We start from the raw sequence: 25682 nt of genomic DNA, 5'->3' as shown, positions 1-25682 counted from the left end.
TGCTCAGGTCGAAAAAGTGTTGCCAGTTAAATGATTGATCGATGCATCATTTAGATTTTGATGACTGCGTATTCGTCACCCGTTTAGCAGCTAGAGCAGCGTACATCTCATCACGAGCGGCACCTTGCAATGGATAATGTCGGGCAATCAGATAGGCTAAAAAAGAAAACACAGCAGGAATAGCGAAAAGGACAACGCCTAAACTTTGCAACAAGTTGTCTGGCACATGCGTTGCCTTTTCAAGCGTTTGGGCGTTGTAACCAACGATCAGTAGTGCAGCACCGACGCCGATTGTGGCTAGTCCTGATTGTAGTTTTTGCAGAAACATATTCACGGCATTGATAGTCGCTTCCATACCAGCATTGAGTTTGAGTCGGTTGTAGTCCATTGTTTCCATAATGATTAAATTGGCAGGGACAAACTGTGCTCCGGCGATGGTCATGACAATACCGATGAGTAAGTAGAAGACCCACGGATTATCAATGACATGAATTTCATTAATGATAAACATGATGACTAGAAACGGTGCCATGGCCAGATAGCACCACTGAACACCGCGAATAGCCGAAATGTACTGCATTGCTTTTTGAGAAATAAGAGTGCCTGCGACCAGTGTGATCAAGGTTAGCAGGCCAAAATACATGGACTGTGTGCCGAGATTTTTCACCCCAAAGGCATACTTGATGTAATAAAGCGAGGTTGCGGTCAGTAATGCCCAAACAAACCCACCGACAAAGGTAAAGTACAAGTTGATACGGAAAGGGTGATTGATCTTGATCATCTGACCAATATCTCGCAATCTTGGCGGCTTAGCCTCCTCGGTAACCGGACCTTCTTTGACCATGACAATGCCGATCAACGACAAAATCAGAAATGGTATGACGATCAGATCGACGGTTAAGGGAATATTGGGGTTGCGCTTTGTTCCTAGATACGTTGCGATCGCCATGAAGAAGGCGAAAACCACCCCGACAATATTGCTGGTGATCCGTGGCCATGAAATTAACTTTGCACGCACTTCCTGGTCGGCTGACATGGTACTGGTCAACGGAACCGTCACAATAATCGTGGCAGCAAACATAAAGAGAAAATAAACGATATAGAGGTAAACCTCTTTACCGAAATTGGAGAAGTTTTGGGGAATGTGAAAAAGCATCATACCCAAAATACCGGCTAATAAACTGCCTATTAACACGTATGGTTTAAACTTTCCCCACCGGGTTCGCGGCGATATATCGATCAGATAGCCAGTCCAGAGGTCGTTAACAGCGTCCCATAACCGGCCAACAAATAACAGGGTCGTTGCCACAGCAGCGGCTTTGCCGGGTACACCCGAATAGATCCCTGAGTAGTCAGTTATGAACATCATCAGAACTGCCGTGTATAAATAATAAGCTGTTGTGCTCATTAACCCCATAGTGTTGATCCCAAATAAAGTCTGTCGATCAAGCGGATATTGCTTTGGATAACCTTTCATAACGTTCCTCCCAGATAGCCGTCTCGGTGCGCTTGCAAAAGCCAGAGTGCGTAACCCATGTTTGTATGGATAACACCGAACAGCTTGATTAAATTATAGGTGATGTTCTGCGAACTTGCGAGGAAACGTTGTTGAAAGGTTCTTTTAAATTGACTGAATTAACAACTAATGGCGCAAAATTCAAATTGCCAATCAGATCAAGCATCCGGAAGTCAAATATTAAGATATAAATTGTCAATATTTAAAAAATATTTTTGTTATCTTATTTTCAGTGCAACTGGCCATGAAACATGAAAATCACAATTAGTTGTCAGTCAAGACATGGGGGCACAACTCAAATAAAACAAGTTTTCATAATTGAATAGATTGCGTGCAATATCAAAGAAAAAGGTTTTCACAGACTGCTGTCATGTTTGCAAATCGTAATAATAATAGGCTTTTGGAGGGTTATATAACGTTAGGTATTTAAATATTAGACAATAATTATATTGATTATAAGACATTAGTGGGTATAATTAAGAGCGTAAGTTGATGAAGTCACAAGACTAGGGGGGACTATGAAATGCATACACGATGCCAAGAACCAAACTATGTTGAAGTTGTGAACCAGAACTTGGAACGACTGCTTGTTTTTGAAACCGTTTTTAAGGAATATGTGCACACGTGCAAAAACATCGAGAAAGGAAATTGCTATGCAAGTGAAAGTCTCGATCATTTGCGTTTGTACTTCACCAAGAATGTGATGAAATTTTGTACATTCGTTGACAGTGTGGATGCGGAAGCAGCACCTTGTAATTATGCGGCCTTCCACAAAGTACTGGTGAATGGTTTGCGCGGTATTCGTGGCGGTGTTTTGAACATGCTTCAAGCAATCGGCACTGACAAAGTAGATCATGACCGATTTGCCGCTGGTTTAGCCGAACAACAGGCTGCTCGAGCTGAGATCGATACAGCTTTCTCAAAAATCCTCGACCCAATTTTTTAAGCCGATCACCCGCTTCTTTGTGGCATAATAGAGGCAAAGCTAGAACTGGCGCGGTTAGAAACCGAAGTCTCAACGTGATTGAGATCGTGCCACGCAGGTTTCTGCGCCAGCGAGTGCGTTCAAAGAAGGGGATGACGGCATGGCAGTTTGGCGCATGATGTTTGCGCGGCCACAGTTTAAGCACAGACAAATTAAGCGCATGGTCGATGATCTCAATCGTGAAGGTAATTTTGGCGGCATGCCGATTCATCGCATCACGCTTACTCGACAAACCCGCGAACTCATTTATGTCGACTTGGAATTTCAGCTAACCACTGGGCTCACACAACCTTTATTTGAGCAGATGGCAAAGTATATTCTGGTCGCAGTCGCTGGGTTGGCTCACGCTCCGCAACCCATTTATCTTGCCGCAATGGCGAATCCTTTCGCAAAATTAAATATTAGTTATTACATCTATCCGGATCATAGTCTGGATTTGATTTATTGGCAGCCGTTACTGAGGAAGCCCACTTAATCAGTGCTGACATATGCATTCACCGAACCGCAAACCTGTTGAACAGGTAGCCCGGCTCGGTTTTTTCGTATCCACTTTTTGCTCATGACCGGTATCGACTCATCGTTGGTGTTTAAATGCAACGATAGTTAGCGGCATGATTAGTTTGCGTGTGACATCTCATTGAGAAACAGTAGCGCGTTTCTAGACTAGCGCACCAATTCAGACTATGGGCTGATTATCAAGTAGTTCATAAGTATGCTAAGATATGGCAAGTTATTTCATTCCAAAGTATAAACAGGCACCATTAATATAACGCGTGATTTGGCGTAGGCAGAAAAGTGCGATCAGTGATTAGCCGTTAACACCCGCTTGGGGATCGCGATTGCGAGCGAACGTTTCAACTATTTTCTATTTCAGAAAAGGCATTAAGGGGAGAACAACGATTGCTAGACTTAAAACATATTAAAAAATATTACCAGACAGGCGACTATACGACCAAAGCGCTTGACGATGTCTCAGTTCAATTCCGGGAACAAGAATTTGTCGCCATTTTGGGTCCCAGTGGTTCGGGGAAAACGACGTTACTGAATGTGATCGGTGGCCTTGATCGTTATGATTCCGGTGATTTGCTCTTACACGGGCGATCAACCAAAAATTTTAAAGAAGCCGATTGGGATGCCTATCGTAATAACTCGGTTGGGTTTATTTTTCAAAGCTACAATCTGATTATGCATCTGAGTATTTTGGAAAACGTTGAACTTGGTCTGACTTTGAGTGGTGTGTCAGCAGCAGACCGCCGTAAAAAGGCCGAGGCTGCTTTGACGAAGGTCGGTTTGAAGGCACATATGGGTAAGCAACCCAATCAACTTTCCGGCGGCCAGATGCAACGGGTGGCGATTGCGCGTGCAATTGTCTCGGAGCCGTCGATTCTATTGGCCGATGAGCCGACGGGAGCACTAGATACCGAAACTAGTGAAGAAATTATGCGCTTAATCGCTGATTTATCTCGCGAGCGGTTGGTAATCATGGTCACGCATAATCCTCAACTGGCGCATGAATATGCAGAACGGACGATTGAATTCAAGGATGGCAAAATTCTTTCTGACTCACGGCCATTCAAAGATGAAGAAAAAACTGCCAGCTTTGACCTGCATCGCACCAAAATGAGTTATTTCACGGCGCTTAAATTGTCATTTACTAATATTATGACCAAAAAAGGTCGCACTTTTTTGACGGCATTTGCTTCCAGTATTGGGATTATTGGCATTGCCGTGGTTTTAGCACTTTCCTCGGGCTTTCAAAAACAGATTGATAATACGCAAGCGGAGACTTTGGCGCAATTCCCGATTACGATCTCGACTAACGCCACTAGCTTAACAGCGGGAGCGGCGGACAATACAAAGACATCGACTTTTAAAACAACCTCAACAGTTGTGGCTAAGCAAAGTGCTAGTGATAAGGCGCAGCACACCAATAAGTTAAATCAAAAGTATATTGATTATGTGAATGGCATTAGCAAGAAACTAACCGACAACATTGGCTACACTTATGGCACTGGTATGAATCTGTTACGTGACGTGAATGGTACCATCAAGCCAGTCCAATTTTCGACAGCTAAGCCAAGCAGTAATCAAACTCAACGTGGCTTGGCAAGCGCTAGTTCATCAGTTTATCCGGTTGATCGCGAAGGCGGCACCAGTTATCTGAAGAAAAATTATGAGGTTGTTGCCGGTAGTTATCCGAAGCATGATGGGGATGTTATTCTGATTGTTGATCGGGACAACTCGACGAACATCAATGCTTTGAAGAACCTCGGTTTTGATGTTAAAGATGGTCAAAAAGTGAAATTTAACCAGATTGTTGGCACTAAGATCAAGGCAATCTCGAATAATGCCTATTACCAGAATGTTGCTGGCAATGTCTATGTCCCAACGAAAGATTACGCAAATGCTTATAAACAAAACGACAACCGCGAACTGACGGTTGCTGGTGTTCTGCGGACGCGCTCGAAAACAAGTGATGGCTTGCTTAGCCAAGGGTTTGCTTATTCTGATCGGTTAACAAAAGATCTTGTGGCATTGAACAAAGACTCTGATGTCGTCAAGGCACAACGAGCCAGTGACGTGAACATCTTTACCAATCAAAGTGTGGACAAAGCGACTAAGGATCAGTTGATCACGGCATTAGGCGGTTCGGAAACACCCACGCAGATTACGATTTATCCAACCAGTTTCAAGGATAAAGACAAGATTCTGAGTTATCTTGATAAATTCAATCGCGGTAAGAAAAAAGCCGATCAGGTTGTCTATACAGATTTAGCGGGGACAATTTCCAGCATGACCGGTGGCATTATGTCAGCCATTACTATCGTCCTAGTTGCCTTCGCTGGCATCTCACTGGTGACCTCGATGATCATGATTGCAATTCTGACGTATACTTCCGTGCTTGAACGGACGAAGGAAATTGGGGTGCTGAAGGCTTTGGGTGCACGGCGTAAGGATATCACGCGTGTGTTTGATGCTGAAACGATTATCCTTGGCGTTAGTTCCGGTATTCTAGGGATCATTATCGCGTGGTTATTGACCTTCCCAATCAATGCCATTCTTTATAGCATGACAGAGTTGCCGAATGTCGCTCAACTCAATCCGATTCATGCCGTGATCCTCATTCTTATTAGCACCATCCTGACTGTCCTCGGCGGTCATATTCCTGCCCGCATGGCAGCCAACAAAGACGCTGCGATTGCTTTACGCGCGGACTAACGCATAATTAGGTAAAAGAACTGAGCAACATATCTCGATGATTTGCGCCACACACCGTTTTTTGGCGGACAGGCGGTCATCTGGGAATGTTGACTCAGTTTTTTGCTTTGGTGCTGGTTTTTTAACTGGACCTGCCTACGCTTCACATAAACGTGTTCGCTGGCCCAGAAACCTACACATAAGGACCGCGGCAACTTTATGCTCCGGTTTATACTCGGACCAGCTCGCGCTCCTCATAAACGCGTTTGCTGGCCCAGAAACCTACACATAAGGACCTCGGGCGCAATGGCCAAAACCTGGCCATCACACCCAAGGCCGCTTATGCTCCGGTTTCTACCCGGTCCAGCTCACGCTCTTGCCTATTTGTCTTCACCAAAAAATACATCTATAATGATAGTTTATTGATTGGCATTTTGAGGGAAGTGCCATGAGAGCAGCTAGGGGATCATTTCCTAGTGAGAGGATGTATTTCAATTGAATAATTCAAAGGATCGCACGTTTATGGGGCATCCCCGGGGGCTATTAACCCTGTCGATGACTGAATTCTGGGAGCGGTTCAGTTACTATGGCATGCGGGCAATTCTGATCTATTACATGTATTACGCGGTGGAGAAGGGCGGCTTGGGTTTTGATCAGCCGACTGCGTTATCGATCATGTCGATTTATGGGTCACTGGTTTATTTAAGTGCTACAATCGGCGGCTTCATTAGTGATCGGTTGTTAGGCTCACGGCGAACCGTTTTTTGGGGCGGCGTGTTGATCATGCTAGGCCACATTGTTTTGTCATTGCCAATTGGGGCGACTGGACTGTTTGGTTCGATTGTTTTAATCGTTCTGGGCACGGGCTTATTAAAACCCAATGTGTCTGAAATGGTCGGTAGTCTCTATCCGGAAGATGACCTGCGACGCGATTCTGGCTTTAGTATCTTTGTCATGGGGATCAACTTCGGATCGCTCATTGCACCTATTTTTGTTCCGTGGATGGCGGATAAAGTCAATTTTCATGCTGGCTTTTCGCTAGCAGCCATTGGTATGTTTGTCGGCCTGATCTTTTACGTGATTGACGGGCGTAAATATATTAACCCAGCTGACAATACTGCTCCTGATCCGTTGAAGCCTGAAGATGTTCGCCCATTGGTGATCCGTGTGGTGGTAGCAATTGCGGCTGTTGGTGTCATTTTACTGGCGATGGCCGGGTTCAATGCGCTGACGATTGCCAACGTGATCAGCCTGATTACCTTAATCGCGATTGGCTTGCCGATTTGGTACTTTGTGCTCATGATTCGTAGTAAAAAAGTTACGAAGACTGAACGATCACGGGTGATTGCCTATATTCCGCTGTTTTTAGCAGCAATGATTTTTTGGGCCATTGAAGAACAAGGGTCTGTCGTGTTGGCGCTTTTTGCGGCCCAACAGACAAAGCTGGATTTTGGCTTTTTTAAAATTCTCCCTGGTAATTTTCAAACTTTAAATCCATTGTTTATTTTGCTTTATGGGCCGCTTTTTGCATGGTTATGGATGAAACTCGGTAAACGGCAACCGACATCGCCGAAAAAGTTTTATCTTGGTTTAATTTTTGCGGGTGCCTCTTATTTATGGATGGTTATCCCAGTGATGCTGTTTGGCAGCAGCGCCAAAGTTTCACCATTATGGCTGGTCATGAGTTGGGCGATTGTTGAAATCGGGGAAATGTTAATTTCTCCGGTTGGCTTGTCAGTCACAACCAAACTGGCACCGAAAGCTTATTCGTCACAAATGATGAGCATGTGGTTCTTAGCTGATGCCTCGGCACAAGCCGTGAATGCGCAGATTGTCCGGTTTTATACGCCAAATCACGAGGTGGCTTATTTCGCCATTGTGGGTTTGGTGTCCGTTGGCTTTGCGGTTGTCCTGGCCTTCTTCACACCACGGATCGAAAAATTAATGCAAGGTGTTAATTAGGCTTCGAAGCTTCAACGTCATTTGGTCCATGCTGCTGACAAAATTTGGTGGAGGTGCGCTGATGGTGAAAATTGCGTTCAGTGTTGACAACCATTTTGATGTGAATCGCGTCGATGGCTTTGAGATGCTGAAGAAGCAGGCCGCTTATCTGGTTGAACATGATTATCAGATCTATGTGAATGCCGGTGATACTTACAATGACTTCACCAAATCTTTGGCTTATTTTCGCGCACTGCAGGCAGAAGTTGGGTCTGCAGTCACCATTCGCTTTTTGGCAGGCAATCACGATATGGTGAATGGCGCAACGTACGATGAAATTCAATCAGCGGTTGATCCGCTGTATCTGCATGAAAAGATTTTGCCAGTGCCTGGCACCAATGCTGTCATTATTGGCAACAATGGCTGGTATGATTATTCGCTAGGACAGCTGGGCAATATGAAAACCGATGCGGAATATGCTCAATGGAAACGCGCCTTTTGGATTGATAGTGCCATTGACGCGCCTGTCACTGATGCTGCGCGAATGCAACGGGTTTTGACCACCACGAAGGCAGCGCTGCAAGCGAATCAGACGCACCAGATGATTTATGTGACGCATTTTGTGCCGATTCGTGAGGCAATGGAGTACACAGTTGATCGGCCGCCTTGGCAGATGGCAACGGCGCTAATGGGGTCGGCCAAACTCGGCGATTTGCTGACAGGTAGAGTGTCGGCAGTGGTGTTCGGCCATGAGCATTTTCGCGATGCGCCTAAGCTTTTAAGCGGTACTACGTATTATCATCAGCCGCTTGGATATGGCTTAAAACGATTATTCGAGTGGCAGAGTCAAGATTGGTGGACTGAATGGCGGCAGACGCTTGTGACATTAACCGTGCCAACGTTGTCTTGAACGCTATCACCTTTAAGAATACGAAAAATGCGGTCAAAAATCAGACAAATGCTGTTGATTTTTGAATCGCATTTTTGTATGCTATTTAAGTTGATTCGCAGCAATCACACGGAGGAGTAGCGAAGAGGCTAAACGCGGCGGACTGTAAATCCGCTCCTTCGGGTTCATAGGTTCGAATCCTATCTCCTCCATCCAGTATTAAAGTTCGATAGAAGACGTAAACGCATGGCGGAGGCCATGCGTTTTTTTTATTTCAAGCGGTCCAGCTAATTGACATGGTATAGCCCAACCGCTACGCTTAAAGCAATATGAGGAAGGGCGTGATCGTATGGCAATTAAAGCGACAGATCTTTTTAAATTGGTATCATTGTCGTATCCAAGTGCGACAGATGATGGCTACTTTGTTCAGGAAAATCGCATTTCGGAGGCCGATAATACTTATTATCAGCGCATTTGTTTCGTCAATCATCGTGGCGGCACTATCGCGTATGGCTTTGATCAAAAACATGATCGGCATCCGCTGCTTAGTCCAGATCAGCAGTGGTTGGCCTTTTTGAGTCAAGCATCCGATAAAACGACTCAAGTTTTCTTACAGGCGGTCAATGGCGGTACTGCCAAGCAATTTTCTGCTGAAAAAGAAGGCGTGTCCTACTTTGGTTGGCAAGCGGACAGTCAAGCACTGTTTATTCAGACGACAGTTGGCGCAAAGCCGAAAAAGACGGATAAGCAGTGGCCACAACCGGTGACGGTCTCACGTGTGCCCTATAAGTTAAATGGGGTCGGCTTATTACCAGAACATGTCGCTTATGAATTACGAGTCCAACGCCTGCGTCAAAAGACCAGTCGTTTGGTAATGGGCCGGGAGCATGAATTTGAAGTCGGGGCGATTTCTCCAGACGGACAGACCTTGGCATTTACTGCAGAGCGCCTGCCCGATGACCCAAATGATTTTAGCCAGGCAACTTATTTGTTAAATTTAGCTGATCAACAGGTAACCATGGTTAATGATCAGTTACCGCAAGCGGCCTTATCGCCAGAAGCATTTTCAGCAGATGGCAAGCAATTGCTGCTTGTGGGGTCGGACAATCATCTGCCAAATGTGTCGCAAAGTCACTTGTGGCATTATGATTTAGCGACCAAAACGTTGCAAGATGTCGCCGATGATATTGATTTTGATATTCCGGGACACGTTAATGGCGATTTTCAACAGGATTTATCTGAAAAAGTGGCTGATTTTGCCACCGCCGACTATTATCTGACGATTGGTTTTGACCATGGGAAAACGAGCTTGTATGCAGGCGGTCCCGACGAGCAGCTGACACCTTTGATTGGCGGACGTCGGCATGTAACTGATTACGCTTTAACGCCGGATCATCACGGGGTTGTTTTTACGGAAAGCACAATGACGGTTCCAAGCCGATTGAGCTACTTTGATTTGGCGACTGAAGAAGAACACGTGATTTATGATCCTAATCGTCGGGTAACACGCGATATGGGGTTGGTGACGCCACAAACATTTAACTTCCAGCGCGATGGTTTCGAGATCGAAGGTTGGTATTTCCCGCCACAGCAGGCGACAGCTTCTCATCCAGCCATTTTATATGTTCACGGCGGACCGGCAGTTGGTTATGGGTATACCTTCTTCCACGAAATGCAGTTCTTGGCTGCTCAAGGCTACGGCGTCATCTGCCCGAATCCGCGCGGTGGGTTAGGGTATGGCGAGGCCTTTACAGCGGCCGTGATTAAACATTACGGCCAAGGCGATTATGAGGATTGTATGGCATCAGTGGATGAAGCCTTGAAGTTGGATACCACCATTGATCCTGATCGTTTGTATGTGGCTGGCGGATCATACGGCGGCTTTATGACGAACTGGATTGTGACGCATACTCACCGATTTAAGGCTGCTGTTACCCAACGATCTATTGCTAACTGGTTGAGTATGTACGGTACAAGTGATATCGGCTACTTCTTCACACCTTGGGAACTCGAAGGAAAATGGACCGGTGATTTATCTGATGTGAAAAGCCTTTGGGATTTTTCACCGCTAGCCCATATCGACTTTGCCCAAACCCCGACGTTGGTCATGCACAGTGAAAATGATCAACGCTGTCCGATTGGCCAAGGCGAAGAATTTTATATTGGCTTGAAGTTGCATGGCGTTGATACTAAGTTCATGCGCTTTCCCAATGCCACGCATGAACTGTCTCGCAGCGGGCTACCGAATCTGCGACTAGCGCGATTAGCAGCCCTCGTCGATTGGTTCAAGACCCATTCAGCAACAGAAGAAAGTCATCAAGCATAAAGGAGGCAGGCCATGACAATTGGATTTATTGGTGCCGGCAATATGGCACGGGCGATCATCACTGGTTTGTTAGCTAAAAATGCGGTCACGCCTGAGGAAATTGTTCTGCATGGCGGGCAACCGATTCACTATGAACCGTATGCCGCCAAAATTGGCGCCAAAGCGGTCGCGAGCAATCAGGCAGTTGCAGACACTGCCGATATCGTTTTCCTAGCTGTTGCCCCCAAACTTGGTGTGCCGATTCTAAAGACAATCGGGCCAACGCTCAAACAACGGCAGGTACCGATTGTTTCGATGCTTACCGGTGTTTTACTGGCGACCCTTGAAGATGCCCTTGGCAGTCAAGATCAACCGATCCTGCGAATTATGCCTAATGTGAATGTGGCTATCAACGCGGGGATGACGGCTTACGCGGCTAATGATAGTGTTGCGGGTCAATTAGATGGCTTACTGGACTTATTGAACGTCTTAGGTAAAACTATGGCGTTACCTGAGGATCAATTTTCGACATTTGTCGCGTTGGCAGGGTCATCACCAGCTTTTGTTTACTTATTCATCGATAGCCTATCGCGGGCTGGCGTTAAGTATGGGTTAACTAAAAAACAGGCAACAGCCATTGCTGCTCAAGCAGTGATGGGGAGTGCCCAAAATGTTTTGGCCAGCGAGCAATCGCCATTTGATCTGATTGATCAAGTCTCAAGCCCAGGTGGTACAACAGTAGCTGGCTTGTTGGCGATGGAGCAAGCAGGGCTCATGTCTGCCGTTATCAAGGGAGTGGACGCAACCATTGCTAAGGATCGTCAAGGATAAGTATGACGTTGTACGACGAAGGTATAGCTTGTAATCTTGGTCTATACCAGTTATACTGGTATATGTTATCTGTCGAATGAAGCATTAAACAATTAGGAGTGGTATTGTGACGGTTACAGTATTGAAACACGCAACGATCTATACTGGATTAGAACGCATCGATGACGGCTATGTTCGTTTCGATGACAAAATTTTGGCAGTTGGCGACATGTTTGATTATCGCGCCCAATCTGGTGAACAGACTTTTGACCTTCAAGGGAAAACCTTGATTCCAGGGTTTATTGATGTTCACGCTCACGGCGGTTATGGCTTTGATGCCATGGACGGTGATGCAGATCAGATTGATGAAATGGCAACGAAAATGATGACGCACGAAGGGGTGACGACCCTTTTTGCAACGACCATGACGCAGTCAACTGAGAATATTGACAAAGCCATGCGTGGCGTTAAACAGGCGGCTGAACGCAACCACATTATTCAAGGCGTGCATCTTGAAGGCCCATTCATCAGTAAGGTCTTCAAGGGTGCCCAACCTGAAGAATATATCAAGAATCCTAATGTTGATTTAGTGAAACAGTGGCAGGAATTATCCGGTGGTCTGGTTAAGCTCATCACCTATGCGCCAGAAGACGAAGGGTCACAAGCATTTGAAGACTACTTGTTGGCGCACAACATTGTGCCTTCTGTTGGTCACAGTAACGCTACCCGCGAACAGATGCTGCATAGCAAAGCAACACATGTGACGCATCTCTACAATGCTCAACGCGGCCTGCGCCATCGCGAGCCTGGTGTTACCGGTCATGCGATGCTTGAAGACAACATGTATTGTGAATTAATCTGTGACGGCTTCCACATCGTGCCTGATATGCTCCGCCTCGCTTTTGACCAAAAAGGACCAGAACGAATCGAATTGGTTACCGACTCCATGCGTAGCAAAGGCATGCCAGAAGGTAAGAGTGAATTAGGCGGTCAAACAGTTTATGTCAAAGATAAGCAGGCAAGGCTTAAAGACGGCACACTTGCCGGCTCAGTTCTGATGTATAAAGATGCCTTTAAGAATGCGATGAGCTTCATGGATGCTTCCTTGTTTGATGCCGTTGAAATGTCATCGGTTAACCAAGCACGGGAATTCAACCTGACATCAAAAGGCACGCTTGAAGTCGGGAAAGATGCCGATATCAACGTTTTGGATCGCAATAACGATTTGGTTGCAACCTACAGCTATGGCGTTAAACACGACACCGAAGACTGAACCACGATTTGGAGGCGATCATTCATGGATGCACCAGTTTATATTCAAATTCATAACGCGATTCGGGCAGATATTGAAGCAGGCAAATGGCGCGTTGGCGACCGAATTCCTTCTGAGCGTGATTTAGCTGTCACGTTTAAAGTGTCACGGATGACGTTGCGCCAAGCCATTCAAACATTGGTCGATGAAGGCATTCTCGAACGGCGCGTCGGGTCCGGTACCTATGTTGCCAACCAGAAAGTCCAAGAGAAAATGTCTGGCGTCACAAGCTTTACGGATCTGATGCAAGCACAAGGCAAGGTGCCATCCAGTAAGACAGTCTCCTACCACGTGGCCCAGCCAACAAGTTCTGAAGTTGAAAAACTTAAACTTGAGCCTAAAGAACAAGTCTTGCGCATGGAACGGATTCGTTACGCGGATAAGATTCCGATTAGCTTTGAAACGGCGGCTGTTCCATACAACCTCGTCAAAAACTTTACCAAGAAAGAAATGACAGCCAGTTTTTACCATACCTTGGAGAAAAAAGGCGGTTATGTGCTTGGCGGTGCGCAACAGACTGTCAGTGCGATGCTGGCAAGCGAACGAATCTCAGAGTATCTGGACATCAAACGTGGCGAAGCGATCCTACGTTTGCGTCAGGTATCATTCTTGCAGGACGGTACGCCGTTTGAATACGTTCGAACGCAGTATGTTGGCGAAAGATTTGAATTTTATCTAGAACGGTAATGTTTGCTGCTTGGTTATAAACGCTAGGCATTTGGAAAGGTCAAAGAGCAAGATGGCATCTTGTTCTTTGGCTTTTTTCGTTGGTTTTGATGCTATTTGAAAGGGAATCTGAGCCTAAGCTATGCTGATTTCGAAATGCGCGAACAGGCGCAGAAACCTGCACATAAGGACCTCAAGCCTAAATGGCCAAAGCCCAGCCATTTTAGGCTTGAGGCCACTTATGCTCCGGTTTCTAACCGCGCCTGTTCGCGCTCTGTCCCATTTTCTCTGAATGGTATATAATGATGAACTATAAATTAAGCATCACTGCGCCTATACGAGCGCTTGTTTGTTGTTGCCACTTATCCGGAAGGGGAGCCATGATGACCACACAGTTGGGTGAAGGACTTACACTCCACACCGATTTTTACGAATTAAATATGATGAATACCTTTTTTGAACAGGGGATTAGCGAACGCAATGCCGTGTTTGAAGTCTTTTTTCGGGATTTACCGTTTGGTTCGGGGTTTGCTGTTTTTGCGGGATTGGAACATGTGATGGACTACCTGAATCATCTTAAGTTTTCTGAAGATGATTTAGCTTATCTGCAGTCGCAAACAGACTATTCGGATGCTTTTATTGATTATTTACGGCATCTTAAGTTCACTTGCACTGTTAAGTCCGCTTTAGAAGGCGACTTGGTATTCAACAACGAGCCGATTTGGCAAATTGAGGGACCATTGGCGCAAGCACAGCTGGTTGAGACAGCGGTTTTGAATATGATCAACTATCAAACATTGGTTGCGACCAAAGCCGCCCGTATTCGCAGCGTTGCTGGTGCGGACCCCCTGATGGAATTCGGCACACGGCGGGCACAGGAAACGGCGGCTGCTTTGTGGGGCACACGGGCCGCTTATATTGGCGGCTTCAATGCGACTAGTAATGTATTGGCGGGTAAGGAATTCGGTATTCCTATCAGTGGGACCCACGCTCATTCGCTGGTTCAGGCCTATGGCAATGATTACGATGCTTTTAAAGCATATGCCCGCAGCAATAAGGATGTTGTTTTCCTCGTTGATACATATGACACCTTGCGTTCTGGTGTGCCTGCAGCAATCAAAGTTGCGAATGAGTTTAAAGGCAAGATCAACTTTCTTGGTGTCCGGATCGATAGTGGTGACATGGCTTTCATCTCCAAGCGAGTTCGGCAACAATTGGACGATGCCGGTTATGAATCTGCTAAAATTTACGCCTCAAACGATCTTGACGAAAATACGATTCAGAACTTGAAGATGCAAGGTGCCAAAATCGATATTTGGGGTGTTGGGACACGTTTAATTACCGCCTATGATCAGCCGGCATTGGGCGCCGTGTTTAAGTTGGTATCAATTGAAGATGCAGCCGGCAAAATGCGCGACACGATCAAATTGTCGAACAATGCTGAGAAAGTTTCAACGCCGGGCAAAAAGCAGGTTTGGCGTATTACGCGTCAAGATGATGGCAAATCTGAAGGCGATTATGTTGCCTTGGCAGATGAAACCATTGATACACAACGAAGTCTTTATATGTTCCATCCGAACTTTCCGTACATCAATAAAACGGTTAAAAATTTTGAAGCCAAGCCACTTCTACAGACGATTTATGACAAAGGCCAGCAGGTTTATCACACACCACCGTTACAAGAAGTCCAAGCATATGCCACTCGGAGTACCAACGCATTATGGGATGAATATCGACGCATTCTGAACCCACAGGACTACCCGGTAGACTTGTCGCAACGGGTTTGGGACAACAAGATGGATCTGATCAAAGCAGTCAAATCAGCGGTGGCTGACCGCGAGGAATAATCTATGAGGGCATCGAAAAGGCGATCGCAGCATCGTTGGCTAATCCTTAGCTTACTAGTCGGTCTTGTAGTTGGAATAGCTGCTTATGCGAGTTACGATCATTTTTATTTGAAGCCACAGATTGAGGCTAAGGAAGAGCGGACTCGGCGTAAGTATGAAACAGAATTGAACCGACATCGGGCGGTTGAGCAACGCCTCCAAAATGAAACGCGAACAGCGACATCCGCGACTGACAAGCTCATGCAGCCAGTTAATCAGGCGGAGCCAAGCCGTTTATGAAAATATTGGAGGCTAATCATTTTAGTGGTACTGCGTTGATGATCAGACGTGGCAAAATTATTTTGAACACAGGACTTGGCTATGCCGATGCTGAATCTGGACGTTTAAATGGTCCGGAGACACTTTATCAAATTGGTTCGATTCAAAAAGGGTTGACTGCCGTGTTGCTTATGCGACTAGTTGAACAAGGCAAAGTGCATTTGTCTGACCCGATCAGTAAGTACTTGACTGGCATTAGGACAGGCAAGCAAGTTACCTTGCGCATGATGCTCAACATGCGTAGCGGCTTATCATTGACGCGTGCGCAGAGTGCTTCGCTTTCTGACGCTGGCATTGTCCGTTGGTCGATTGCCAACTTAAATTATGGAACGGTTCGTTATGATTACCAACCAGTGAATTATGTTTTGTTGGCTGGTGTGATTGAGAAAGTGACTGGCCGACTGTATGCCGATTTGATTCAACAGGAAATTTTCAAGAAGTTGAAATTGACTCACTCTGGGTTTATGCCAGAGTTGTTTCACGAGTCGAATCAGGCGTTTGGTTATAGTGGTCCCATTAATAATCCCTACGCAAAACGGTACACAGAGCCTTCTGTGAACTATAATCGGGAACTGGGTACTGGCAATATTTATACAAGTGCGGGTGATTTGTATCAGATCATCAAGGCGGTGAATCAGGGGAAAATCATTTCAACTGCTTCATTGAAGGCACTGCGGAATTTGGATAATGGTCAGTACACAGCGGGGGTTTATAATTTTGGAGGCTACACCTTAACGCACGGGGTGGTGGCTTCGCAATCTGCAGGTACCATGATTGATACCAGCGGCCAAAACGCGGTTGTCTTGCTTGCCAACACGGACAAGATAACCCAAAGTCTCATTAAAAATTTGTATCTGAATATGATTAAAGGAGTTTGACTATGCGTCCATTACAAGCAGAAATCATCAAAGCATTGGGTGTTCAAGCAACAATCGATCCGGAAACTGAAGTTCGTCGTAGTGTAGACTTTTTAAAAGCTTATTTGAAAAAGAACACTTTTTTAAAAACTTATGTCCTCGGCATTTCGGGCGGGCAAGATTCGAGTCTTGCTGGCGCTTTGACCGAAAAGGCCATGCAGGAAATGCGAGCAGAAACCGGCGACGATGCTTATCAATTTATTGCCGTTCGTCTGCCTTATGGTGAACAAGCCGATGAAGCCGATGCTATGGCTGCTATCGACTTTATGCACGCTGATGTTGTCAAGCGTGTGAATATTAAGCCGAGTGTTGATGCAATGGTCGCGGCGGTTGAGGCTGATGGGTCAAAGATTTCTGATTTCAACAAAGGCAACATCAAGGCTCGGATGCGGATGATCACGCAATATGCGATTGCTGGCAATAATGCCGGTGCGGTGATTGGCACAGATCATGCCGCTGAAGCCGTGACTGGCTTTTACACCAAATTTGGTGATGGTGGCGCTGATTTGACGCCATTGTATCGATTGGACAAACGACAAGGCGCCGCGCTTTTGAAGGTATTAGGCGCACCGGCACACCTGTATGAAAAGGCCCCTACAGCTGATCTTGAAGACAATCGCCCAGCGCTGCCTGATGAAGTTGCGTTAGGCGTCAAGTACAAAGACATTGATGATTATTTGGAAGGAAAAGACGTCACTGATCAAGCTGCTGAAACGATTGAAAAGTGGTACCAAAAAACCGCCCACAAGCGGCATTTACCAATCACGGTTTTCGATAATTTTTGGAAATAACGCTTAAAGACAGCCAAGGCATCACCGATAGCAATCAGTGATGCGACGGGCTGTCTTTTTGCTGGATAATGTGGTATTTTTGCGTCCAGAAAAGTTAAATTTGGAAGAGCGTGAGCTGAGCCGGTTTTCTGGGCCAGTGAGCGCGTTTAGATAAGAGCGTGAACTGAGCCGGTTTGAAACCGAAGTATAGGAGCGGCCATTTAGGTTTAAGGTCCTCACATAAAGGTTTTGCGCTCGTGAATGCATTTAAAGGAGTAGGTTTTAAGATGTCGGGGAAGCATCGTTATATTTGGTTGGGCGTCATGCTGATTTTATGTGCAGTCAGCATTGGTGCGGGAACGTACCTTTGGCAGCAAAACAGCCGATCCGCCGTGAATACGAAGTCAAAATCCGCAAAGACAGTCACAAAAGCGGTACGTCAGGATCGGGGTAAATCAAAAGAAGAAATATTGGCCATGACCTTGGATCGTGCCGCGACGACGACTGAAGGCCAACCACTTGAGCAAGAGTTGACCAATGACAAGTTTATTGGCAGTGCCCTGATCATTAAGCACGGCAAAGTCGTGTTTAACAATGGCGTTGGTGATGCCGATACGACGACACATCGCCGCAACGGTCCAACCACGCTGTTTCAGATTGGTTCAATTCAAAAAGCCGTGACTGCGGTTGCGCTTGCGCAATTGGCCGCTTCTGGCAAGCTCAGCTTGGATGATCCGGTTGGCAAATATCTAACTGGCATCAAAACCGGCGATCAAGTGACTTTGCGCATGATGGTGGCTATGCGCAGCGGCTTTAGTTTGCGTAAGTATCAACCAACTGTAATGGATGATGCTAATATTATTCAATGGTCGATTGCCAACTTAACCTATCTGCCGCAGGATAATTACGCTTATCAAGCAGTTAATTACGTGTTACTTGCTGGTGTGATAGAAAAAGTTGCTGGTCGTTCATACGAGCAGCAAGTCAAAAACAATATTTTCGATCGGCTCAACCTGAAGCACACAGGCTTTTTACCCGCAATGCTGACAGATCCTGAGCGAGCTATCACTTACACTGGCCCGGCTGCTAATCCTTATCAAACTGCGATTGGTGAACCAGCAGTTTGGTATAATCGAGAACTAGGCACGGGCAATGTCTATACTTCCACCGGTGACTTATACCGGCTGTTGCGTGGTATTGATACAGGGAAAGTATTACCACTTTCAACTCTAAAAACATTGCGTAACCGCAACGATGGTGTTTATAACGCTGGTATTTATAACCATGCTGACTTTTACTCAACCAACGGTGTCGTCGCCGGTCAGATGGCCTCAACCGCGATAAGTCATGATGGCCAAAATGCCGTCATTTTGCTCAGCAACTACAATTCGCATGCACTGAATCTGCATGACTTAGCGGTTCACCTATTTAGTGAGTTGGGCTGAATGGCTGCCTAATAAGGCCACTTATGCTGGTTTCTAACACGACTTGCACGCTCTGCTCTGATTAAACGCGTTTGCAGGCCCAGAAACCGGGCCTGTTCACGCTCTTCGCAAGTAAGCCTTGCGAAGCATGACCCGCACCTGATATACTTTAACCAACATAGGGGAGTAACTAGCAGAGTATTCTGCGACAACGTCACCAACAAGGCTATGTCTGGTGTTGTCTTAAATAGTGAGACTTATGGATCTACTGCTGGTAGTCCATAGGTCTCTTTTTGGCTACCGGCCCAAATACGAAGGAGGCACTACTTTGGCAAACAAACCGCCATATGCATTAAGCAGTGAGGCAGTCTTAAAGCAAGAACAGACTAGTCTAACCGGGTTAACGAAAGAAGCGGCACAAACACGGTTAAATGAGAATGGGCCAAATGAACTTGCGCAGGCAGAAAAGAAGGGCATGTTAGCCCGTTTCTTAGATCAGTTCAAGGATTTTATGATTATTGTCTTGTTGGTTGCCGCTTTGATTGCCGGCTTTTTACTCAGTGAGTGGGCGGATGCCGGGATCATCTTGGCCGTTGTCTTATTAAATGCGGTTTTCGGCGTTTTCCAAGAAAGTAAAGCTGAGGAAGCGATTGATGCGCTGAAGGAAATGTCGACCCCTAACGCCCATGTTCGTCGTGGTGATCAGGTGCTGACCATTCCTAGCAGCCAACTGGTTTTAGGGGACATCGTGTTACTTGAAGCTGGAGATGTCGTACCGGCAGATTTACGACTAGTTGAGAGTGCCAACCTTAAAATTGAAGAGAGTGCGTTAACAGGTGAAAGTGTGCCGGTCGATAAGACGACGGCGCCGTTGGATGCTGATGATGTCGGAATTGGCGATCGCACTAACATGGCATTCATGAACAGTAACATCACATACGGCCGTGGCGTCGGTGTTGTGATCGCTACAGGAATGCAAACTGAAGTCGGCCGCATTGCCGGGATGATTAATTCGGCCGAAGAAACCAACACGCCGTTGCAAGAGAACCTCAAAAGTCTCGGTAAAACGCTGACGGTCATGATTTTGGTGATTGCGGTGATTGTGTTTGCAGTCGGTATCTGGCGTCAAGCGGCAAGCTTGCCAGAAATGTTCCTGACAGCCGTTTCATTAGCTGTGGCGGCCATTCCTGAAGGGTTGCCAGCCATTGTCACCATCATTTTAGCATTGGGTACGCAGAAAATGGCCAAGCGCCATGCACTGGTTCGTAAATTGCCTGCTGTTGAAACCCTCGGCAGCACGGATATCATTGCGAGTGATAAAACTGGAACGCTTACTCAAAATAAGATGACGGTTGAAAAAGTTTATTACGACGGTCAGCTTAATGATGCAAGCGCTGGTATTCATGGCGGCAATCCATTAATGACCATCATGAACTTTGCCAACGACACACAGGTGCAAGACGATGGTAAGTTACTAGGCGATCCAACCGAAACTGCGCTTGTTGCTTATGGAAAAACCCAGAATTACGATGTTGCCAAAGCACTCACTGGCGAACCGCGGATCGCAGAAGTACCGTTTGACTCTGAACGAAAATTAATGACGACAGTTCATCGACGCGCAGATGGCAAGTTGCTAGTCGCCACAAAGGGTGCGCCTGATGAATTACTCAAGCGGGTGACTGACCTAGCAACTGGCGAAAATACGGCGCCGTTGTCAGACAGTGAACGCGATGCCATTTTGAAAGCCAATAAAGACATGGCGACACAGGCGTTGCGTGTGCTGGGGATGGCTTATAAGGTCATCGATACTTTACCGGAAAAAGTTGATTCCGATACGGTTGAAAATCACATGATTTTTGCTGGATTGGTCGGCATGATTGATCCCGAACGGCCAGAAGCGGAAGCTGCGGTGGCAGAGGCAAAAGCGGCTGGTATTCGCCCGATGATGATCACCGGCGATCACCGCGATACGGCTGAAGCAATTGCCGTTCGGTTGGGAATCATTGACCAAGGCGATGATGATGCTGTCATCACCGGTGCTGAGCTAGATCAGCAAAGTGATGATGAGTTTGCAAAGAACGTGGCAAAGTACAGTGTATACGCCCGTGTTGCGCCAGAGCACAAGGTACGGATCGTCAATGCTTGGCAGAAAAAAGGCAAGGTTGTGGCAATGACCGGCGACGGTGTGAACGATGCGCCTGCTTTGAAAGCTGCGGATATTGGGATCGGTATGGGCATCACTGGGACCGAAGTTTCCAAGGGTGCTTCTGATATGGTTTTGGCTGATGATAACTTTGCAACCATTGTTGTGGCGGTGGAAGAAGGCCGAAAAGTCTTTTCCAATATTCAAAAGGCAATTCAGTACCTGTTGTCGGCCAACCTTGGTGAAGTCTTGACCTTATTCATGATGACCATGCTAGGTTGGGATTTGCTGGCACCGGTGCATATTCTCTGGATTAACTTAGTGACAGATACGTTCCCAGCGATTGCACTGGGGGTTGAACCAACTGAACCAGGTATTATGAAGCAAAAGCCGCGCGGTCGGAAGTCAAACTTCTTCTCAGGCGGCGTTGGCCCCGCGGTTATCTGGCAAGGAATTCTCGAAGGTCTGCTGACGCTTGGCGTTTACTGGATTGCCATTACCTATCCAGTGCACAGCGGCTCAGCTGCGATTCACGCCGATGCTTTGACGATGGCCTATGCTACGCTGGGCTTGATTCAGCTGTTCCATGCCTTCAACGTGAAGAGTATCCATCAAAGTCTGTTCACGGTCGGCGCGTTCCGGAACAAGGCCTTTAACTGGGCGATTCTGGCTTCCTTCGTGTTGTTGGCAGTCACGATTTTAGTGCCAGGTTTCAATGGTCTGTTCCATGTGACATCGCTTGATTGGCATCAATGGATCACCGTTCTCGGGGCTGGTGTGGCGATGATCGTCATTGTTGAGATCGTTAAAGTTTTCGAACGTGCTCGACGCAAGCAACGCGCATAAGACACCACAAGATTGCTTAGAGTCAAAAAACAATAGGAATAGCCTTGACCGTGATGTCCGTGTTGTAACGGTCATGACAGTCAAGGCTTTTATGCGTTAATTACCGGCTAATGAGCCGATGAAAAGGATGAAGCACATGAATAAACAACAAATGAAGTTAGCAAACTATGGGACGACCATTAATGCGGTCGTTGAAGCCACACAAGACAACCAAGAGAAAATGGCGCCGTTGTTTGAACCGCTGCGCAAGGCGATTGATGAGAACAAGTTGGCCGATTACGACCTTGAGGCTTACCAACAAACGCAAACCGTGTTTAGCGAGGGGACAAGTAACTATGAAGCGTTGCTTGTCAAGTTGCAGCAAGTCGCGGCGCCAGTCAGATTGTTGGGGCCCCATCATACACTTGTACGTGATTTTGCCGCTTTCACAGAGGCATGTAAGGCGATGACCGCAAGTTTGCACGCGGATCGGCAAGTTGATGTGGCAGCTTTCAACGCAGCTGAAAAAGCTCAGGACGAGGCAATTCAAAAATTCACCAAGCAAATCCAAAAAATTTCAGTCATGTTGTCTTAAGCTGGTCAAAATTGTCAAAAAAAGTTTAAGCTTATACTTGACATGAGAACTTTACTCACGTATCTTTAATCTAACAACAAATCAATTAACTAGGACGGAGGAAACCGACATGACAGCATTGCTTACCTTTTCTGCTTGGCAAAGCCAACTTTAGGTAGGTTGCAGACGCAACCTGCCAGACGCGCAGGTTGTGTCTATGTTGGCTCTCTGTTCAATTTGTCCGCATAGATACCCCAAAAGTGGGACTATGCGGACTTTTTTTATTGCCGCGACGAGTCCTCACCTGTCGCGGCAATTTTTGTAAGCGTGAGCCAGCCCGTTTAGAAACCGGAACATAAGTGGCCTCAGACAGAAACGGCTGGGCTTTGGCCATTTCTGTCTGAGGTCCTTATGTTCCGGTTTCTGGGCTGACGAGCGCGTTATGAATCATAACTGATTAAGTCCAAGCGGGCACAGCATGAATTAATTTAAAACGGAGGCGGAAACATGAAACGAATGCTAGGGTTGATCTTCATTATGGCAGCATTCTTAGGGATTGCCTATTTTCAAACCGGCACGACAACACCACAGACACAGGCAACACCAACTGTGGGTATCCTGCAATTGACCACACATCCCGCATTAGATGCGATTCACAAGGGGATTATTGATGGCTTGAAGGAGAAGGGCTATGTTGCAGGGAAGAATGTGAAGATCGATTTTCAAAATGCCGAAAATGATCAAAGCAATCTGAAGTCCATGTCCGAACGCTTTACTGAGGAACATGCGGCGGCAACAGTTGGGATTGCTACGCCATCGGCTCAGGCACTTGCCAATGTCAATCAGAAAACACCGATCATTCTTGGCGCGATTACCGATCCAGTTGCGGCAAAGTTAGTAAAGAATGTTAAACGGCCAGGTGGCAATATCACGGGGGTATCTGATCAGGCACCGATTGCCGCGCAGCTGAAATTAATCCGGCAAATTATGCCGAATGCCAAAACTCTCGGTGTGATTGCAACGTCGAGTGATGATTCCGCTCAAACACAGGCTAAAATGGTCGAAAAACTTGGGCCAAAGCAAGGCTTCACGGTTAAGCGGTACGCGATCAGTTCAACAAATGACTTAAATCAGGTGGCCACACAAATGGTTAGTCAAGTAGATGCGATTTTTGTGCCGACTGACAACACTGTTGCCAGTGCTATGCAAACTTTGGTTGCGGTGGCTAATACGCGGAAGGTGCCAATTTTTCCAACAGTGGACACTATGGTTGAACAAGGCGGATTGGCAACGATTGGTCTTGACCAACATCATCTCGGCGTTTTAACTGGCCGGATGCTGGCAGACATCTTGAGTGGAAAGACAAAACCAGCAACGACGCCGATTCATTTTGAAACCACCGGTAAACTGATCTTGAACGAAAAACAAGCAAAACTGTTAGGCATCGACTTACCTAGCTCGTTAATCAAAACGGCAGAGGCGAAAGGAACGGTGATCAAATGAGTATTGGCGTATCAGCGATTGGTCAAGGTTTATTATATGGTTTAATCGGACTTGGCTTATTCTTAACATTTCGGGTATTGGATTTCCCGGATATGACGGTTGAAGGTACCTTTCCATTTGGCGCGGCAGTAGCCGTGAGTGCCATTACTCATGGCATTTCCCCGATTGTCGCAACGCTGTTGGCTACCGGTGCGGGGATGCTTGCTGGATTGGCGACTGGGTTGTTGACCACGAAAGGCAAAATTCCAGTTTTGTTGGCCGGTATTTTGGTGATGACCGGGTTGTTTTCAATCAACTTGCGGATTATGGGACGCGCCAATCTATCGCTGTTGCATCAAGCCAATCTTTTCCAGACAGCGTTCTTAAAAGATTTACCGCCATACTTCAATAGTGTGGTTATCGGCGTTATCGTTGCTGTTGTGGTGGTTGGCTTGCTAATGCTGTTTCTAAATAATCAGTTAGGCCAAGCGTTTATTGCGGCAGGGGACAATCCAAGTATGGCGCGCAGTCTCGGTATTGATCCTGATCATCAGATGGTACTTGGTCTGATGGTGGGTAATGGTCTCGTCGGTTTGGCTGGCGGTTTGCTGGCTCAAAACAATGGCTATGCTGATGTCAATATGGGCATTGGGATCATTGTCATTGGCCTCGCCGCGATTATCATCGGGGAAGTTGTATTTGGCGAATTAACACTCTCACAGCGTTTGGTTGCCGTGATTCTCGGTAGCATTCTTTATCGCTTCGTTTTGCTGGTTGTGCTTGCACTAGGGTTCAATGCCGACGACTTAAAACTGATCTCAGCGGTTGTTTTGGCTATCGCGATCATGGTGCCACAAATTGATCATCGCTTGAGATTACGGCGCGTGTTGCAGAAAGGGGTGCAAGCACATGGCTGAGCTAACCTTAACCAACGTTACGGTGAATATTCCCGTTGGTACAGAAGTGAAAACTTTGCTTCAGGACGTGAACCTCACCGTTGCTAAAGGTGAATTTGTAACGGTTTTGGGCAACAACGGGGCTGGTAAATCGACATTATTCAACGCGATTACAGGCGATATGCCAGTCAGCGGTGGCACCATTACGCTGGCTGATCAAACTTTGAATGGCAAACGACCGGAGCAACGTGCGCGGCATATTGCCAGAGTTTTCCAGGATCCTAAAATGGGGACAGCACCACGAATGACAGTTGCCGAAAACTTGCTCTTAGCTAGTCACCGCGGTCAGCGGCTAACGTTGCGATCACGCGGCATGACGGCTAGCAAAGCGGCGCTGAAGACCTTAGCAGCGAAGACGGGCAATGGCCTTGCTGATGCCCTTGACAAGCCGACTGAGCAGCTCTCTGGCGGCCAACGGCAAGCACTCAGCCTATTGATGGCAACTATGCGGAAACCGGATCTGTTGCTGTTAGATGAGCATACGGCGGCGCTTGATCCGCATACCAGTCAGGCGATCATGCAACTGACGAACGAAATCGTCTCCGATCAGCAGCTGACCTGCTTGATGATCACTCACCAGGTTGAAGACGCCTTACGTTATGGTAACCGCTTGATTGTGTTAGATGCTGGTAAAATTGTGGCTGATTTTGACCAAGCCAAAAAAGCGGCGATGAGCCGTGATGATGTTTTGGCCTTTTTCAGTTAAACTAAAAACGAGTCCTCGAGATGGCTATTTAGCCATTTCTCAGAGGACTCGTTTTTGATATTTTAAGACCATTTTGAGGAACCAAAATGTCATGATGC

Annotated in this window: 18 protein-coding genes, 1 tRNA gene and 1 pseudogene; 19 read left to right on the top strand and 1 reads right to left on the bottom strand. The window is 46.6% G+C overall.

From position 1 onward, the window contains the following. Positions 1 to 46: 46 nt before the first annotated feature. Positions 47 to 1477, bottom strand: coding sequence for an MFS transporter (locus tag LBPC_RS08955; protein WP_003591108.1), 1431 nt, complete (start codon positions 1475 to 1477; stop codon positions 47 to 49). Between the two features lie 562 nt (positions 1478 to 2039). On the opposite strand from LBPC_RS08955, the gene LBPC_RS08950 reads away from it, so the two are divergent. The 19 genes and pseudogenes from LBPC_RS08950 to LBPC_RS08860 all read left to right on the top strand — a co-directional run bounded on the left by LBPC_RS08950 (position 2040) and on the right by LBPC_RS08860 (position 25584). After that, positions 2040 to 2462: a hypothetical protein gene (locus tag LBPC_RS08950; protein WP_003566828.1), complete on the top strand. Its 423-nt coding sequence runs from the start codon at positions 2040 to 2042 to the stop codon at positions 2460 to 2462. Positions 2463 to 2601: 139 nt separating this feature from the next. Next, a complete protein-coding gene (locus LBPC_RS08945; RefSeq protein ID WP_003594971.1) occupies positions 2602 to 2976 on the top strand; it encodes a hypothetical protein in 375 nt (124 codons plus the stop codon). Positions 2977 to 3401: 425 nt separating this feature from the next. Then, positions 3402 to 5720: an ABC transporter ATP-binding protein/permease gene (locus LBPC_RS08940; RefSeq protein ID WP_003591104.1), complete on the top strand. Its 2319-nt coding sequence runs from the start codon at positions 3402 to 3404 to the stop codon at positions 5718 to 5720. 474 nt (positions 5721 to 6194) lie between these two features. Then, entirely contained in the window at positions 6195 to 7661 is a 1467-nt protein-coding gene (locus LBPC_RS08935) for a peptide MFS transporter (protein ID WP_003566109.1), read from the top strand. Positions 7662 to 7722: 61 nt separating this feature from the next. After that, complete coding sequence (locus LBPC_RS08930; RefSeq protein ID WP_011674606.1) at positions 7723 to 8550, top strand: metallophosphoesterase; 828 nt, start codon at positions 7723 to 7725, stop codon at positions 8548 to 8550. Between the two features lie 110 nt (positions 8551 to 8660). Further along, positions 8661 to 8741 (top strand) — tRNA-Tyr (locus tag LBPC_RS08925). A 137-nt stretch (positions 8742 to 8878) separates the two neighbouring features. After that, entirely contained in the window at positions 8879 to 10855 is a 1977-nt protein-coding gene (locus tag LBPC_RS08920; protein WP_003594964.1) for a S9 family peptidase, read from the top strand. Between the two features lie 12 nt (positions 10856 to 10867). Continuing rightward, positions 10868 to 11665 (top strand): pyrroline-5-carboxylate reductase, encoded by a 798-nt coding sequence (proC, locus tag LBPC_RS08915; RefSeq protein WP_003594962.1) that lies wholly within the window; start codon positions 10868 to 10870, stop codon positions 11663 to 11665. Positions 11666 to 11771: 106 nt separating this feature from the next. Next, positions 11772 to 12917, top strand: a complete 1146-nt coding sequence (gene nagA / locus LBPC_RS08910; protein ID WP_003575514.1) for an N-acetylglucosamine-6-phosphate deacetylase — start codon at positions 11772 to 11774, stop codon at positions 12915 to 12917. 24 nt (positions 12918 to 12941) lie between these two features. Then, entirely contained in the window at positions 12942 to 13643 is a 702-nt protein-coding gene (locus tag LBPC_RS08905; protein ID WP_003566099.1) for a GntR family transcriptional regulator, read from the top strand. A 362-nt stretch (positions 13644 to 14005) separates the two neighbouring features. Continuing rightward, complete coding sequence (locus LBPC_RS08900; RefSeq protein ID WP_003566087.1) at positions 14006 to 15469, top strand: nicotinate phosphoribosyltransferase; 1464 nt, start codon at positions 14006 to 14008, stop codon at positions 15467 to 15469. A 3-nt stretch (positions 15470 to 15472) separates the two neighbouring features. Next, positions 15473 to 16665, top strand: a pseudogene (locus LBPC_RS08895) (serine hydrolase domain-containing protein). 2 nt (positions 16666 to 16667) lie between these two features. After that, complete coding sequence (nadE, locus tag LBPC_RS08890; protein WP_041091527.1) at positions 16668 to 17495, top strand: ammonia-dependent NAD(+) synthetase; 828 nt, start codon at positions 16668 to 16670, stop codon at positions 17493 to 17495. Between the two features lie 266 nt (positions 17496 to 17761). Beyond that, positions 17762 to 18919, top strand: a complete 1158-nt coding sequence (locus LBPC_RS08885) for a serine hydrolase domain-containing protein (protein WP_011674604.1) — start codon at positions 17762 to 17764, stop codon at positions 18917 to 18919. A 307-nt stretch (positions 18920 to 19226) separates the two neighbouring features. Then, complete coding sequence (locus LBPC_RS08880) at positions 19227 to 21887, top strand: cation-translocating P-type ATPase (RefSeq protein ID WP_003566079.1); 2661 nt, start codon at positions 19227 to 19229, stop codon at positions 21885 to 21887. A gap of 136 nt (positions 21888 to 22023) precedes the next feature. After that, positions 22024 to 22461, top strand: a complete 438-nt coding sequence (locus LBPC_RS08875; RefSeq protein ID WP_003594949.1) for a hypothetical protein — start codon at positions 22024 to 22026, stop codon at positions 22459 to 22461. Between the two features lie 486 nt (positions 22462 to 22947). Then, the gene (gene trpX, locus LBPC_RS08870) at positions 22948 to 23943 is read left to right on the top strand and encodes a tryptophan ABC transporter substrate-binding protein (RefSeq protein ID WP_003566076.1); all 996 of its coding nucleotides are present in this window, start codon (positions 22948 to 22950) and stop codon (positions 23941 to 23943) included. Further along, positions 23940 to 24839, top strand: a complete 900-nt coding sequence (locus LBPC_RS08865) for an ABC transporter permease (protein ID WP_003660558.1) — start codon at positions 23940 to 23942, stop codon at positions 24837 to 24839. The genes trpX and LBPC_RS08865 overlap by 4 nt, the downstream gene beginning before the upstream one ends. After that, positions 24832 to 25584: an ABC transporter ATP-binding protein gene (locus LBPC_RS08860; protein ID WP_003579766.1), complete on the top strand. Its 753-nt coding sequence runs from the start codon at positions 24832 to 24834 to the stop codon at positions 25582 to 25584. Before LBPC_RS08865 ends, LBPC_RS08860 begins: the two co-directional genes overlap by 8 nt. Positions 25585 to 25682: the final 98 nt, after the last annotated feature.

Origin of the sequence: Lacticaseibacillus paracasei subsp. paracasei (assembly GCF_000829035.1) — a bacterium.
Taxonomy (GTDB): Bacteria; Bacillota; Bacilli; order Lactobacillales; family Lactobacillaceae; genus Lacticaseibacillus; species Lacticaseibacillus paracasei.
The sequence above is the reverse complement of the archived record's forward strand: the minus strand, read 5'-3'. Positions and strand labels throughout refer to the sequence as shown.